The organism is Erwinia oleae (assembly GCF_000770305.1).
GTDB classification, from domain to species: domain Bacteria; phylum Pseudomonadota; class Gammaproteobacteria; order Enterobacterales; family Enterobacteriaceae; genus Erwinia; species Erwinia oleae.
In genome coordinates, this window is the sequence record NZ_JNVB01000035.1 from 1 (window position 1) to 15,428 (window position 15,428).

The 15,428-nt window shown below is 56.8% G+C and carries 11 protein-coding genes; 10 read left to right on the forward strand and 1 reads right to left on the reverse strand.

Features of this window, described 5'->3' with window-relative positions; genetic code table 11:
* From GS12_RS12435 to gntU, 4 genes are all read left to right on the forward strand, one after another.
* Positions 1-143, forward strand: a 143-nt coding sequence (locus tag GS12_RS12435) for a pirin family protein (RefSeq protein WP_034947443.1), incomplete at its 5' end; no start/stop codon positions are given.
* A gap of 75 nt (positions 144-218) precedes the next feature.
* Positions 219-1,214, forward strand: coding sequence for a gluconate operon transcriptional repressor GntR (gene gntR / locus GS12_RS12440; protein ID WP_034917672.1), 996 nt, complete (start codon positions 219-221; stop codon positions 1,212-1,214).
* A 184-nt stretch (positions 1,215-1,398) separates the two neighbouring features.
* Complete coding sequence (gene gntK, locus GS12_RS12445; RefSeq protein WP_034947445.1) at positions 1,399-1,938, forward strand: gluconokinase; 540 nt, start codon at positions 1,399-1,401, stop codon at positions 1,936-1,938.
* Complete coding sequence (gene gntU, locus GS12_RS12450; RefSeq protein WP_034947448.1) at positions 1,938-3,278, forward strand: gluconate transporter; 1,341 nt, start codon at positions 1,938-1,940, stop codon at positions 3,276-3,278. The genes gntK and gntU overlap by 1 nt, the downstream gene beginning before the upstream one ends.
* 168 nt (positions 3,279-3,446) lie before the next feature.
* Here the strand turns inward: gntU and GS12_RS12455 are convergent, their stop codons facing one another.
* On the reverse strand, positions 3,447-4,040 hold the full coding sequence (locus tag GS12_RS12455) for a YhgN family NAAT transporter (RefSeq protein ID WP_034947451.1): 594 nt from the start codon (positions 4,038-4,040) through the stop codon (positions 3,447-3,449).
* A 227-nt stretch (positions 4,041-4,267) separates the two neighbouring features.
* Between GS12_RS12455 and asd the strand changes: the two genes are divergently transcribed.
* The 6 genes from asd to glgP all read left to right on the forward strand — a co-directional run bounded on the left by asd (position 4,268) and on the right by glgP (position 15,255).
* On the forward strand, positions 4,268-5,377 hold the full coding sequence (gene asd, locus GS12_RS12460; RefSeq protein WP_034947453.1) for an aspartate-semialdehyde dehydrogenase: 1,110 nt from the start codon (positions 4,268-4,270) through the stop codon (positions 5,375-5,377).
* A 430-nt stretch (positions 5,378-5,807) separates the two neighbouring features.
* Positions 5,808-7,994, forward strand: a complete 2,187-nt coding sequence (gene glgB, locus GS12_RS12465) for a 1,4-alpha-glucan branching enzyme (protein WP_034947456.1) — start codon at positions 5,808-5,810, stop codon at positions 7,992-7,994.
* Positions 7,991-9,961, forward strand: a complete 1,971-nt coding sequence (gene glgX / locus GS12_RS12470) for a glycogen debranching protein GlgX (protein WP_034947459.1) — start codon at positions 7,991-7,993, stop codon at positions 9,959-9,961. The genes glgB and glgX overlap by 4 nt, the downstream gene beginning before the upstream one ends.
* Before the next feature lie 12 nt (positions 9,962-9,973).
* Positions 9,974-11,263 (forward strand): glucose-1-phosphate adenylyltransferase, encoded by a 1,290-nt coding sequence (gene glgC, locus GS12_RS12475; RefSeq protein WP_034947462.1) that lies wholly within the window; start codon positions 9,974-9,976, stop codon positions 11,261-11,263.
* Positions 11,264-11,352: 89 nt separating this feature from the next.
* On the forward strand, positions 11,353-12,786 hold the full coding sequence (gene glgA, locus GS12_RS12480) for a glycogen synthase GlgA (protein ID WP_034947465.1): 1,434 nt from the start codon (positions 11,353-11,355) through the stop codon (positions 12,784-12,786).
* A gap of 21 nt (positions 12,787-12,807) precedes the next feature.
* On the forward strand, positions 12,808-15,255 hold the full coding sequence (gene glgP, locus GS12_RS12485; protein ID WP_034917651.1) for a glycogen phosphorylase: 2,448 nt from the start codon (positions 12,808-12,810) through the stop codon (positions 15,253-15,255).
* Positions 15,256-15,428: the final 173 nt, after the last annotated feature.

Below are 15,428 nucleotides of genomic sequence, written 5' to 3' on the forward strand. Positions count from 1 at the left end.
TTCAGGTAGTAAAAGGGGAGGTAACGGTCAACGGCGAGCAGGCTTCCACCAGCGACGCGTTTGCCATTTGGGACGAACCCCATCTGCACATCAGCGCCGACAGCGCGGCGGAAATTCTGCTGTTCGATCTGCCTGCTGTCTGATCCCTGCGATTTGGGTGCGGCAAGCCGCGCCCTTTTTGTTACACTCTCTTTATCTCTCCCTCACCTGACATGACGATGAAGAAGAAAAGACCGGTATTACAGGACGTTGCCGATCGCGTGGGCATCACAAAAATGACCGTCAGCCGCTATCTGCGCAACCCCGATCAGGTTTCCGCCGCGCTACGAAGCCGCATCGCCGAGGCGCTGGACGCGCTGGGCTACATTCCTAATCGCGCGCCCGATATCCTTTCCAATTCCACCAGTCGGGCGATTGGCGTGCTGCTGCCATCGCTGACCAACCAGGTGTTTGCCGACGTACTGCGCGGTATCGAAACGGTCACCGACGCGGCGGGCTATCAGACCATGCTCGGTCATTTCGGTTACAGCGCAGAAAAAGAAGAGTTGCAGATGCGCTCGCTGCTGGGCTGGAACATTGACGGACTGATCCTCACCGAGCGCACCCACACGCCGGGCAGCCTGAAAATGCTTGAAACCGCCGGGATCCCGGTGCTGGAGATGATGGACAGCGTATCGCCCTGTCTGGATATGGCGGTCGGCTTCGATAACGTTGAGGCCGCCCGGCAGATGACGCAGGCCATTTTGAAGCGCGGCCATCACCATACCGTCTACCTCGGCGCGCGCCTTGATGAGCGTACGCTACTTAAGCAGCAGGGTTACGAACGGGCAATGCGCGAAGCGGGGCGAACGCCGCACAGCGTAATGATTGAGGATGCCTCGTCATTCTCCCTCGGCGGACAACTGTTAAAAGAGGCGCAAAAACGCTATCCGCAAACCGACAGCCTGTTCTGCACCAATGATGACCTGGCGGTGGGCGCGATATTCGAATGTCAGCGACAGGGGCTTCGCGTGCCGCAAGATATGGCTATCGCGGGTTTTCACGGTCACGATATCACCCAGGTGATGACGCCGCCGCTGGCGACGGTGATCACGCCGCGCGAGCAGATGGGGCGTGAGTCCGCCACGCTTTTGCTGGCGCGCATCCGCGGGGAACAGGTGCCCGATCGGCCCGTAGACGTGGGGTTTGCCATTTCCGAAGGCGGCAGCATCTGATGCTATCCGGCATCATTTTGACGAAATGTGCCTGCCTGGTCTGAAATTGCCATTTTTTTGAAGCGGTTCACAGATACCACCTTTTTCTTGCACAGGTGTTGCCTTGCATGGCACGCATCCAGACAATGTTACCGATAACAAATCGCGTTGACGCCTCTTCTCAACCTTTTGCGGAGCAGAAAATATGAACACCTCCCCGTCGTCCCATCACGTTTTTGTGCTGATGGGCGTTTCAGGAAGCGGCAAATCCGCCGTTGCCAGCGCTGTGGCCTGGCAGCTTAAAGCCGCTTTTCTCGATGGGGATTTTCTCCATCCTCGCGCCAATATTGAGAAAATGGCTGCCGGCCATCCGTTGAACGATGAGGATCGCCAGCCGTGGCTTGAGTCCATTAATGATGCGGCTTTCGCCATGCAGCGCACCAATGCGGTGTCGCTGATCGTCTGCTCTGCGTTGAAAAAGCGCTATCGCGATATTCTGCGTAAAGGCAATGAGAACCTCTCTTTCATCTACATGAAAGGTGATTTCGATACTATCGAAGCACGCCTGCGCGCGCGCAAAGGGCATTTCTTTAAGCCGCAGATGCTGGTTACCCAGTTTGAAACGCTGGAAGCGCCGGGCGACGATGAGCCGAACGTGCTGGTAGTCGATATTGCGCAATCGCTGGACAAGGTTGTGGCCGAAACGATTGCCACCATCGACAATGTGGTCAATCCGGGGGCGTAATGGCAACGGCAACGCTGGTTTTAACGGCGGCGGGTTCCGTTCTGCTGCTGCTTTTTCTGGTCATGAAAGCACGTATGCACGCTTTCCTTGCCCTGATGTTGGTGTCGGTCGGCGCCGGCGTTTTTTCCGGCATGCCGCTGGATAAAATCGCCGATACCATGCAAAAAGGCATGGGCGGCACGCTGGGCTTTTTAGCCATTGTGGTGGCGCTTGGCGCGATGTTCGGCAAGATTTTGCATGAGACCGGCGCGGTCGATCAGATAGCCATTAAGATGCTGAAAACCTTTGGCGAACACCGTGCGCACTATGCCATGGGCATCGCCGGGCTGATCTGCGCGCTGCCGCTCTTTTTTGAAGTGGCGATCGTGCTGCTGATCAGCATCGCCTTTGCCGTCGCGCGTCGAACCAATGACAATCTGGTGAAGCTGGTAATCCCGCTGTTTGCCGGTGTCGCTGCGTCTGCCGCTTTTTTGATGCCCGGCCCGGCACCAATGCTGCTTGCCTCGCAGATGCACGTTGATTTCGGCTGGATGATCCTGCTTGGCCTGTGCGCGGCGCTGCCGGGCATGCTGATCGCCGGGCCGCTGTTCGGCAATTTTATCAGCCGCCGGGTGACCTTTACTTTGCCTGAAGATACGCACCATCCTGAATTTGAAGAGAGCACGCTGCCGTCGTTTGGCTTCAGCCTGTCGCTGATTCTGTTTCCGCTGGTATTGGTGGGTTTAAAAACCATCGGCGCGCGTTTCGCCCCGCAGGGCAGCACGCTTTATCAGTGGCTGGAGTTTGTCGGTCATCCGTTTATCGCCATTTTAGTGGCCTGCCTGGTGGCGATTTATGGCCTGGCGTATCGGCAGGGAATGGATAAAGAGCGCGTGATGGCGATCTGCGGCAGCGCGCTGCAACCGGCGGGCATCATTTTGCTGGTGATCGGCGCCGGTGGCGTATTTAAGCAGGTGCTGGTGGATTCAGGCGTTGGCCCGGCGTTGGGCAATGCCCTGACCAGCGCGGGACTGCCGGTGGCGCTCGCCTGCTTTATTCTTGCGGCGGCGGTGCGGATTATTCAGGGATCGGCGACGGTCGCCTGTCTGACGGCCGTTGGACTGATCATGCCCGTTATCGAGCCGCTGCACTATTCAGGCGCGCAGATGGCTGCGCTGTCGATCTGCATCGCGGGCGGTTCTATCGTGGTCAGCCACGTTAACGATGCGGGTTTCTGGCTGTTTGGCCGCTTCACCGGCGCCACGGAAGGGCAAACGTTGAAAACCTGGACGATAATGGAAACGCTGCTCGGCACCAGCGGCGCACTGGTCGGGATGATCGCGTTTACGCTGCTGTCGTAATCCTGCCGCGCGGGCGAACGGCGTCGTTGAGGGGCAGCCTGCCGGGACGTCGTAAATCCGTCCCGGCTCTTCTGAGGCCAACGGTGTTGTCTTCAGCTTCAACAAGCAACGGCAGGGAGAGGCTGTTCGCAGGCGCTGGCCGTCCAGCCCAGGGATACGCGATGAGCCTTAAATCTTCAGATAAGCGCGAATGCCGTCAAGAAACATCTGCGTGGCTAACATAATCAGGATCAGTCCCATCAGCCGCTCCAGCGCGTTCACGCCTTTCTCTCCCAGCAGCCGCAAAAACAGCCCGGAAAGCAGCAGGATAATCACCGTGGCGCCCCATGCAATCAGCAGTGCGCCAACCAGATGAGACATCTGGTCGGGATACTGATGCGACAGCAGCATCAGCGTCGCCAGCAACGACGGTCCGGCAACCAGCGGGATCGCCAGCGGAACCAGAAAGGGTTCTTCACCGGCGGAAAGCCCGCTGCTGCTGCTTTCGTGGGAGGGAAAAATCATTTTTATCGCAATCAAAAACAGAATGATGCCGCCCGAAATCGATACCGTTTCCGTACGCAAATTAAGAAAGGCGAGAATTTTTTCTCCGGCAAAGAGAAACAGCAGCATGATCACCAGGGCAATCAGCATTTCGCGGATAAGCACCATCCGGCGACGTTTTGGCTCCAGATGCTTTAAAACCGACATAAAAATCGGCAAATTGCCCAGCGGATCCATTATCAGCAACAATAATACTGTTGCCGAAATCATTTCAGTCATTGTAATTATTCTCTTAATTATCAGGTTTGCATCGGGTTATAAGCAGCGCTGCTAAAAAAACGCCGTTAATCGATTTAATTCACTTGCCACTTCTGCTGCATTTTGTAAGGTAAATGCAGATCGTTTTCTTATTCTATTTACTCTAACAGGTCAGATGCGACTGACGCAGCCCGTTTTCAGGCACGAAGCCGGAAAAAACTGCGCATGTCGTCTGAAGCAGGTACAACATGAAATCAGTGGGTTTGATCGGCTGGCGCGGCATGGTGGGTTCCGTGCTGATGCAGCGTATGAGCGAAGAGCGTGATTTCGACGCTATTCGCCCGGTTTTTTTCTCAACGTCTCAGCACGGTCAGACCGCGCCTGAATTCGGCGGCGTTGCTGCGGGCGTGCTTCAGGATGCTTACAACATCGACGGCCTGAAAGCGCTGGACATCATTATTACCTGCCAGGGCGGTGACTATACCACCGAAGTCTATCCAAAACTGCGTGCTTCTGGCTGGCAGGGTTACTGGATTGATGCCGCCTCCACGCTGCGTATGCAGGACGATGCCATTATCATCCTCGATCCGGTTAACCATCACGTTATTCGTCAGGGCCTGGAAAAGGGCATCAAAACCTTTGCTGGCGGCAACTGCACCGTCAGCCTGATGCTGATGTCGCTGGGCGGGCTGTTCGCCAGCAACCTGGTTGAGTGGGCCTCGGTCGCCACTTATCAGGCGGCCTCCGGCGGCGGCGCGCGCCACATGCGCGAACTGCTGAGCCAGATGGGCATGTTGCATGATGGCGTGGCGACCGATCTACAAAACCCGGCGTCGGCCATTCTGGATATTGAACGCAAGGTCACTGAGATGAGCCGCAGCGGCGTGCTGCCGACGGACAACTTCGGTGTGCCGCTGGCGGGCAGCCTGATCCCGTGGATCGATAAACAGCTGGAGAACGGCCAGAGCCGCGAAGAGTGGAAAGGGCAGGCGGAAACCAATAAAATTCTGCAACCGGCCGCGACCATTCCCGTTGACGGCCTTTGCGTGCGCGTTGGCGCGCTGCGTTGTCACAGCCAGGCCTTCACGCTGAAGCTGAAAAAAGACGTGCCGCTGCATGATATTGAACAGATGCTGGCCGCGCATAACGCGTGGGTCAACGTGGTGCCTAACGACCGCGAAGTGACCATGCGTGAACTTACGCCTGCCGCCGTGACCGGCACGCTGAAAACGCCCGTTGGCCGCCTGCGTAAGCTGAATATGGGGCCGGAGTATCTCTCCGCCTTTACCGTCGGCGACCAGCTACTCTGGGGCGCGGCCGAACCGCTGCGTCGTATGCTGCGCCTGCTGGTGGATTAACCGACTCACCGCCGATCTGCCTTATCTCACGATCGGCGGTTTTTATTCTTTTTTACCCTGTCATCATGCTTCTTTCAGCGCCGTTCACGTTTTCTGTCTGTTTTTTAATCGTTAAAATTTAACCGCAATCGCGCCGTCCTTTTTTTTCCATCAAATCGTGCTGAAAATCTCGGAAATTTTGATCTACAAGCCATATTTTTCTCGTTTCAACCCGAGCTTTTGTTACGGCCTGGCTATGCTTAAAACTATCGCGTAATCAAAGAGCGACCAGAGTACTGGTCTGAACGCGCTTAAGACATTTAATGCAGGTTGTCGCGCGCTGCGGCGGTTTTAACAGAGGATGCTCGTCTTCCCCGGCAGCGTGTTTTTGGCTCAATGAAGAGCAGCACATCCCACCGGATCGTCTGCCAAACATCACGGGAAGAAAGACATGTCCGAGCTTACGGATCACTCGCTTATTAATGCTTTATTTTCCGGTCACTACTCTGACCCGTTCGCCCTGTTGGGCATGCACCAGACCAGCAAAGGGCTGGAGGTGCGCGCACTGCTGCCGGATGCGACCGAGGTCTGGGTCATTGAAACCAACACCGGCCGCAAGTGCGCCCGACTTGAATGTATTGACTCGCGCGGTTTTTTCCAGAGCGTTATTCCCCGTCGCAAAAATCCTTTCCGTTACCAGCTTGCGGTCACCTGGCACGGTCAGCAGAACCTGATTGATGACGCTTACCGTTTTGGCCCGCTGCTGGCGGAAATGGACAGCTGGCTGCTGGCGGAAGGCACGCACCTGCGCCCCTATGAAACCATGGGCGCCCATGCGGACGTCATTGATGGCGTCATCGGTACGCGTTTTTCAGTCTGGGCGCCCAACGCTCGCCGCGTATCGGTGGTCGGGGATTTTAACTTCTGGGACGGACGCCGCCATCCGATGCGCTTCCGCCGTGAAATCGGCGTCTGGGAACTGTTTGTGCCCGGCGCGCTCCAGGGACATCTCTATAAATTCGAAATTATCGACGCGCACGGCGAGCTGCGGCTGAAGGCCGATCCCTATGCCTATGAAGCGCAGATGCGCCCGGAGAGCGCCTCGATGATCTGCGGATTGCCGCCAAAAGTCAGCATGCCGGAAGTGCGCCAACGCGCCAACGATTTTGATGCGCCCATCTCTATTTACGAAGTGCATTTAGGATCGTGGCGTCGTCATACGGACAACAATTTCTGGCTGAGCTACAAAGAGCTGGCCGAGCAACTGGTGCCCTACGCCAAAGAGATGGGTTTTACGCACCTGGAACTGATGCCGATCAACGAGCATCCTTTTGACGGCAGCTGGGGCTACCAGCCAACCGGCATGTATGCGCCAACCCGCCGCTTCGGCACGCGTGATGAGTTCCGACTGTTTATTGATGCCGCGCACGAAGCCGGGCTGAACGTGCTGCTGGACTGGGTGCCGGGCCACTTTCCTTCCGATGACTTCGCGCTGGCGAAATTCGACGGCACCGAGCTGTATGAGCACGGCGACCCGCGCGAAGGCTACCATCAGGACTGGAACACGCTGATTTATAACTTTGGCCGCCGCGAAGTGAGCAACTTCCTGGCGGGCAATGCGCTTTACTGGCTTGAGCGTTTTGGCATTGACGGGCTGCGCGTCGACGCCGTTGCCTCAATGATCTATCGCGACTACAGCCGTGCCGAAGGGGAATGGGTGCCGAACCATCTCGGCGGCCGCGAAAATCTGGAGGCGATCGCCTTCCTGCGCTACACCAACCGCGTACTGGGCCAGGCCGCGCCCGGTTCGGTGACCGTGGCGGAAGAGTCTACCGACTTCCCTGGCGTGTCGCGTCCGCCGGAAACGGGCGGTCTGGGATTCTGGTACAAATGGAACCTGGGCTGGATGCACGACACGCTGGACTATATGTCGCTGGATCCGGTGTACCGCAAGCATCACCACAACAACCTGACCTTCGGTATGATCTACAACAGCACCGAAAACTTTGTGCTCCCGCTCTCTCATGATGAGGTGGTACACGGCAAGAAATCGATTCTCGACAGAATGCCGGGCGACGCGTGGCAGAAATTCGCCAACCTGCGCGCCTACTACGGCTGGATGTTTGGTTTTCCCGGCAAAAAGCTGTTGTTTATGGGGAACGAATTCGCGCAGGGCAGAGAGTGGAATCACGATACCAGCCTTGACTGGCACCTGCTGGAAGGCGACGACAACTGGCACAACGGCGTTCAGCGCCTGGTAAAAGATCTTAATCACACCTATCGCGCACATACGCCGCTGCATCAGCTTGATTTCGACGCCATGGGCTTTGAGTGGCTGGTGGTGGACGATTTCGAAAACTCGGTGCTGATCTTTGCCCGCCGCGACCGCGAGGGCAACGAGGTGATCGTCGCCAGCAACTTCACGCCGGTGACGCGGCATGACTACCGTTTTGGCGTTACCGAGCCCGGTAGCTGGCACGAGGTGCTTAATACCGATTCAGGCCACTATCACGGCAGCAATACGGGCAATCAGGGCAGCGTTCACAGCCAGCCGCAGCCAGGCCATAATCGGGAGCATTCGCTCAGCATTACGCTGCCGCCGCTTGCCACGCTCTGGCTGGTGAAGGAGGCGCGATGAGCCCACTGCTTGCCGGTAAACCGACGCCTGCGGGCGCCGTTTACGACGGCAAAGGCGTCAACTTTGCACTTTTTTCGCGGCACGCAGAGCGGGTGGAACTGTGCCTGTTCGATAAAAACGGCAAAGAGACGCGGTGGGCTTTGCCTGCGCGCACCGGTGATGTCTGGCATGGTTACCTGTCAGATGCCGAGCCGGGGCAGCGCTATGGCTATCGCGTTCACGGCCCCTGGCAGCCGGAAAATGGCCATCGTTTTAATGCGAACAAATTATTAATCGATCCCTGCGCGCTGGCGGTCGACGGGAAGGTCAGTAAAGACGCGCGCTTTCTCGGCGGTGAATGGGAAAGAGACACGCAGGATAACGCAGCGATAGCACCGAAAAGCGTGGTCGTGGCCAATGATTTCGACTGGGAAAACGACAGACCTCCGCGCGTGCCGTGGGGATCAACCGTGCTGTACGAAGCACACGTACGCGGCCTGACGTTGACGCACCCCGATCTGCCGCCTGACATCCGCGGCACCTATGCGGCGCTGGGCCATCCGGTGATGATCGCGCACTTCACGCGGCTTGGCATCACCAGCCTTGAGCTGCTGCCGGTGGCCTGCTTCGCCGACGAACCGCGTTTATTGCAAATGGGGCTCAGCAACTATTGGGGCTACAACCCGATGGCGCTGTGGGCGCTTGATGAACGTTATGCGGCGGGCGACTGCGCCAGAAACGAATTCCGCCAGGCGGTCAAGGCGCTGCATCAGGCAGGCATCGAAGTGATCCTGGATGTGGTGTTCAACCACACGGCGGAGCTGGAGGAGATTGGTCCGACGCTGTCGCTGCGTGGCGTGGACAACAAAAGCTACTACTGGCTGGACGACCACGGCGGCTATCAAAACTGGACCGGCTGCGGCAACACGCTGAACGTCAGCCAGATGCTGGAGTGGACGCTGGACTGCCTGCGCTACTGGGTGGAGGCGTACCACGTTGACGGCTTCCGCTTTGACCTGGCCCCCGTGCTGGGACGCACGCCCGATTTCCGGCGCGACGCGGCGTTCTTTACGGCACTGGCGACCGATCCGCTGCTCTCAACGTGCAAGATGATCGCCGAACCGTGGGATATCGGCCCCAACGGCTATCAGATGGGCAATTTTCCTGCGTCCTTTGCCGAATGGAATGACCGCTTTCGTGACGTGATGCGTCGTTTCTGGCTGCATGGCGACGTTGCTAACGGCGAGTTCGCGCAGCGGTTTGCTGGCTCAGCTGAGGATTTCAGTGAGGAAGGGCGACTGCCGTCCGCCAGCGTTAACCTGCTCACCGCCCACGACGGCTTTACGCTGCGCGATCTGCTCAGCTTTAACGATAAGCACAACGACGCGAACGGTGAACAAAACCGTGACGGCCACGGCAGCAACTTCAGCCACAACCACGGCGTGGAAGGGCTGGAGGCGCCGGAAAGCGTGATGGAACGGCGTCAGAACAGCGCCAGGGCGCTGTTGGCAACATTGCTGCTGTCGCAGGGTACGCCAATGCTGCTGGCGGGCGATGAGCTTGGCAACACGCAGCATGGCAACAACAACGCCTACTGTCAGGACAACGCGCTCTCATGGATTGACTGGCAGGCCATTGACCATCGCCTGTTTGATTTTACCGCCGCGTTGATTCATCTGCGGCGGCGCATTCCTGCACTTCAGCGCGACAGCTGGTGGCAGCCGGATGATAACAACGTTAAGTGGCTGGATCAGCATGGCCATCCACTCAATGCCGACGGCTGGCAGCATGGCGCGCATCGCTTACAAATTCACCTGTCGCACGACTGGATTTTTACCCTTAACGCCACCGAAGAAGTGTGCGATTTCTTGTTACCTCAAGGGGAATGGTGCGCCATTCCCCCCTTCGCCGGGGATGATAACCCGACTTCAACAACTGTCTGGCATGCGCCGCCTCATGGTGTATGTGCGTTCCATAAACAATCATAACAGGAGTCAGACATGGTCAAATTAGATAAGAACGATCCCCTGATGCTGGCAAGACAATTGCCATCACAAACTATAGCCCTGATCCTGGCGGGCGGCCGCGGTACGCGCCTGAAAGACCTGACCGCCAAACGCGCCAAACCTGCCGTACACTTTGGCGGTAAATTCCGTATCATCGATTTTGCGCTCTCCAACTGCCTCAACTCCGGCATTCGACGCATCGCGGTGATCACCCAGTATCAATCGCACACGCTGGTGCAGCACATTCAGCGCGGCTGGTCGTTCCTGACGGAAGAGATGAATGAGTTTGTCGATCTGCTGCCTGCTCAGCAGCGGCTGTCAACGGAGCACTGGTACCGCGGCACCGCCGATGCCGTCACCCAGAACCTCGATATCATTCGGCGCTACGATGCGCAGTACGTGGTGGTGCTGGCGGGCGATCACATCTACAAGATGGACTATTCGCGGATGCTGCTTGACCACGTGGAAAACGCTGCGAAATGCACCATCGCCTGCCTGCCCGTGCCTCTGGAAGAGGCCAGCGCGTTTGGCGTGATGGCGGTGGGCGATAATAACCGCGTGAGCGCGTTCCTGGAAAAACCGGCCGATCCGCCGCACATGCCGGGCGATGAAAAACAGGCGCTTGCCAGCATGGGCATCTATGCTTTCAATGCGGATTACCTTTACCAACTGTTGGAAGAGGATCTGCAAAACCCGAACTCTAATCACGACTTCGGCAAGGACATTTTGCCGAAGGTGGTTGAGGCAGGCGAGGCGCTGGCACACTCCTTCAGCGACTCCTGCGTACAGAGCGACGACACAGCGCCGCCGTACTGGCGCGATGTCGGGACACTGGAAGCCTACTGGAAGGCTAACCTCGATTTGGCTTCGGTCACGCCGGAGCTGGATATGTACGACCAGAACTGGCCGATCCGCACGCATACCGAACCGCTGCCGCCGGCAAAATTTGTTCAGGACCGATCCGGCAGTCACGGTATGACCATGAACTCACTGGTATCGGGCGGCTGCATTATTTCCGGCTCGGTGGTGGTGAATTCCGTGCTGTTTTCCCGCGTGCGGGTTAACTCATTCTGCAATATTGAATCATCCGTTCTTTCACCGGATGTCGTGGTAGGGCGCTCCTGTCGCCTGCGCCGCTGCGTTATCGATCGCGCCTGTATTTTACCCGAAGGCACGGTGATTGGTGAAAACCCGGATGACGACGCGCGTCGCTTTTACCGTTCCGAAGAGGGAATTGTGCTTGTTACGCGAGCAATGCTGGCGAAGCTGGGCTGGCAGGACTAGATATTAATAATAACGCGCAGTTTGGCAAAGAAAGGCACAAGCATAATCGATGCGGGGGATCGCGTCAGGATACGGTGAAGGAGCCGATGATGCAGGTTTTACATGTCTGTTCAGAAATTTTCCCGCTGCTTAAAACCGGCGGGCTTGCTGATGTTGTAGGAGCATTACCGGCCGCGCAGATCGCTGAAGGCACTGATACGCGCGTGCTGGTTCCGGGTTTCCCGGATATCAAGAAAGGCATCGCCAACACGAAAGTGGTGGCGAAGCTGAATACCTTTGCGGGTGATGTCGAGCTGCTCTTTGGTCTGTTTGACGGGGTGGGGATCTACATTATCGACGCGCCGGATCTCTATGATCGGCCCGGCAGCCCCTACCACGATGAGTCGCAGTATGCCTATGTGGATAACTATCTGCGCTTTGCGCTGCTGGGCTGGATGGGCTGCGAAATGGGCTGCGGCCTGGACACCTGGTGGCGGCCGGACGTGGTGCATGCGCACGACTGGCATGCCGGCCTGGCCTGCGCCTATCTGGCGGCGCGAGGTCGACCGGCTAAATCAGTGTTTACCGTGCACAACCTCGCCTATCAGGGGCTGTTCGCCGCGAAGCATTTGGATGAGATCCAACTGCCGCCGTCCTTCTTCGACATGCACGGTCTGGAGTTCTTCGGTCAGATTTCCTATCTGAAAGCGGGACTGTTTTTTGCCGATCACATCACGGCGGTAAGCCCCACCTACGCGCGTGAGATAACGCTGGCGGAGTTTGGTTACGGCATGGAAGATCTCCTGCGCCAGCGGCACATGGAAGGCAGACTGACCGGCATTCTGAACGGCGTCGATCCGAATATCTGGGATCCGGCGCAGGATCTGCTGCTGACGGCGCGCTACAACCGCGACGTGCTGGATGCCAAACAGGAGAACAAACGCCAGCTGCAAATCACCATGGGCCTGAAGATTGACGACAAGGTGCCGATATTTGCTGTGGTCAGCCGTCTGACCAAACAGAAAGGGCTGGATCTGGTGCTGGAGGCGCTGCCGGGCCTTCTGGAGCAGGGCGGTCAACTGGTGCTGTTAGGCGCGGGCGATGCCGTGCTGCAACAGGGATTCCTCGCCGCAGCGGCGGAATACCCCGGGCAGGTTGGCGTACAGATTGGTTATCACGAGGCGTTCTCACACCGCATTATGGGCGGCGCCGACGTGATTATGGTGCCAAGCCGCTTCGAACCCTGCGGTCTGACGCAGCTTTATGGTCTGAAATACGGCACGCTGCCGCTGGTGCGTCGCACTGGCGGGCTGGCCGATACGGTGTTTGACAGCTCCCTGGAGAATCTGGCTGACGGTGTCGCCAGTGGTTTTGCCTTTGAAGACAGTAACGCCTGGTCATTACTGCGCGCAATACGACGTGCATTCGTTCTCTGGTCACGTCCTTCGCTGTGGCGCTATGTTCAGCGTCAGGCAATGGCGATGGATTTTAGCTGGCAGGTAGCCGCCGTGGCCTATCGCGATCTCTATCAACGGCTGTTGTAAACAGGAATTGGGAAAACTGACATGAACGCACCTTTTACCTATACCGCTCCCACGCTCAGCGTGGATGCGTTGAAGCATTCCATTGCTTACAAGCTGATGTTTACGATTGGCAAGGATCCGTCGATTGCCAACAAACACGAATGGCTCAATGCCACTCTGCTGGCGGTGCGCGATCGGATGGTGGAGCGCTGGCTGCGTTCAAATCGGGCTCAGCTTTCCCAGGACGTGCGGCAGGTTTACTACCTGTCGATGGAGTTTCTGGTTGGCCGTACATTATCAAACGCGCTGCTGGCGATGGGCATGTACGAAGACGCACAGGCCGCGCTGGAAGAGATGGGCTTCAATCTGGACGATCTGATTGAAGAAGAGAACGATCCCGGTCTCGGCAACGGTGGTCTTGGTCGGTTGGCGGCCTGCTTTCTGGATTCGCTGGCGACGCTCGGCCTGCCGGGGCGCGGCTACGGCATTCGTTACGACTATGGCATGTTCAAGCAAAACATCGTCGATGGCCGGCAGATGGAGTCCCCGGACTACTGGCTGGAATACGGCAACCCGTGGGAATTCCAGCGTTTTAACACGCGCCACAAGGTACGTTTCGGCGGTCGTATTCAGATGGAAGGCAGCCACGCGCGCTGGCTGGAAACGGAAGAAGTGCTGGCGATGGCTTACGATCAAATCATTCCCGGTTTTGATACGGACGCCACCAACACGCTCAGGCTGTGGGGGGCGCAGGCAAGTAATGAGATCAATTTAGGTAAATTCAACCAGGGCGACTATTTTGCGGCGGTTGAGGACAAAAACCACTCTGAGAACGTCTCCCGCGTGCTCTACCCGGACGACTCAACCTACTCAGGTCGCGAACTGCGCCTGCGTCAGGAGTATTTCCTCGTTTCCGCCACGGTGCAGGACATTTTGCATCGCCACTGGACGATGCATCAGACCTTCGACAACCTTGCCGACAAAATTGCCATTCACCTGAACGATACGCATCCGGTGCTGGCGATCCCTGAATTAATGCGTCTGCTGATTGATGAAAATAAGTTCACGTGGGATGACGCGTTCGACGTCGCCTGTCAGGTCTTCTCCTATACCAACCACACGCTGATGCAGGAAGCGCTGGAAACCTGGCCGGTGGATATGATCGGCAAAATTCTGCCGCGCCATCTGCAAATTATTTTTGATATTAATGATTATTTCCTGAAAACTATTCTGGATTACTACCCGGAAGATAAGGAACTGCTGTCGCGCATCTCGATTATTGATGAAAAAGATGGCCGACGCGTGCGCATGGCGTGGCTGGCGGTAGTGGTCAGTCATAAGGTCAACGGCGTGTCGGAACTGCACTCAAACCTGATGGTGCAGTCGCTGTTTGCGGATTTCGCCGCCCTGTTTCCGGGCCGCTTCTGCAATAAAACCAACGGCGTGACGCCGCGCCGCTGGCTGGCGCTGGCTAATCCGCCGCTTTCTGACGTGCTGGACGACACTATTGGCCGCAACTGGCGTACCGAACTGAGTCAGCTGGACGAGCTGAAGCAGCATATTGACTATCCGAGCTTCCTGACCCGCATCAGCGACGCCAAGTTACGCAACAAAAAGCGTCTGGCGGAATATGTCGCGCAGAAGCTGGATATTGTTATCGATCCGCACGCGCTGTTTGACGTGCAGATTAAGCGTATTCACGAATACAAACGCCAGTTGATGAATGTGCTGCACGTGATCACCCGTTACAACCGCATTAAGGCTAACCCGGACGCCAACTGGGTGCCGCGCGTGAACATTTTCGCCGGTAAGGCCGCCTCGGCTTACTATACTGCCAAGCATATTATCAACCTGATCAACGACGTAGCGCAGGTGATCAATAACGATCCGCAGGTGAAGAACAAGCTGAAGGTGGTGTTTATTCCTAACTACAGCGTAAGCCTGGCGCAGATCATTATTCCCGCCGCCGATCTCTCCGAACAGATTTCCCTGGCCGGAACCGAAGCCTCCGGCACCAGCAACATGAAATTCGCCCTCAACGGCGCGCTGACCATCGGTACGCTGGACGGCGCCAACGTTGAAATGCTCGAACACGTAGGCGAAGAGAATATCTTTATTTTCGGTAACACCACGCCGCAGGTGGAAGCGCTGCGCAGTAATGGTTATAACGCGCGCCAGTTCTACGAGCAGGATGCTGAACTGCATCAGGCGCTGACGCAGTTGGCCACCGGCGTCTTCAGCCCGCAGGAGCCAGGACGTTACCAGAATATTTTTGATTCGCTGGTTAACCTGGGTGACCACTACCAGCTTCTGGCCGACTATCGTAGCTATGTGGATACGCAGGATAAGGTAGACGAAGTCTATCGCCATCCGGAAGAGTGGACGCGTAAGGCGCTACTGAATATTTCCGGAATGGGCTACTTCTCTTCGGATCGGACTATTCAGGAATATGCCGATGAGATTTGGGGAATAACGCCAATCCGGTTGTAGACTATCGTCAATAATACATCCTGTAATCCGCCTGTTTGCCTGGCGGATTACAGGGAAACGTTATGTAATCACGCTATTTCTCTTCTGATAAAAACACTCCCTCGATTTTCAGCGTAAACAGCGTTATTAATTAACGTAATATGACGCACTATTACCACTTCCTGCTGAATTTA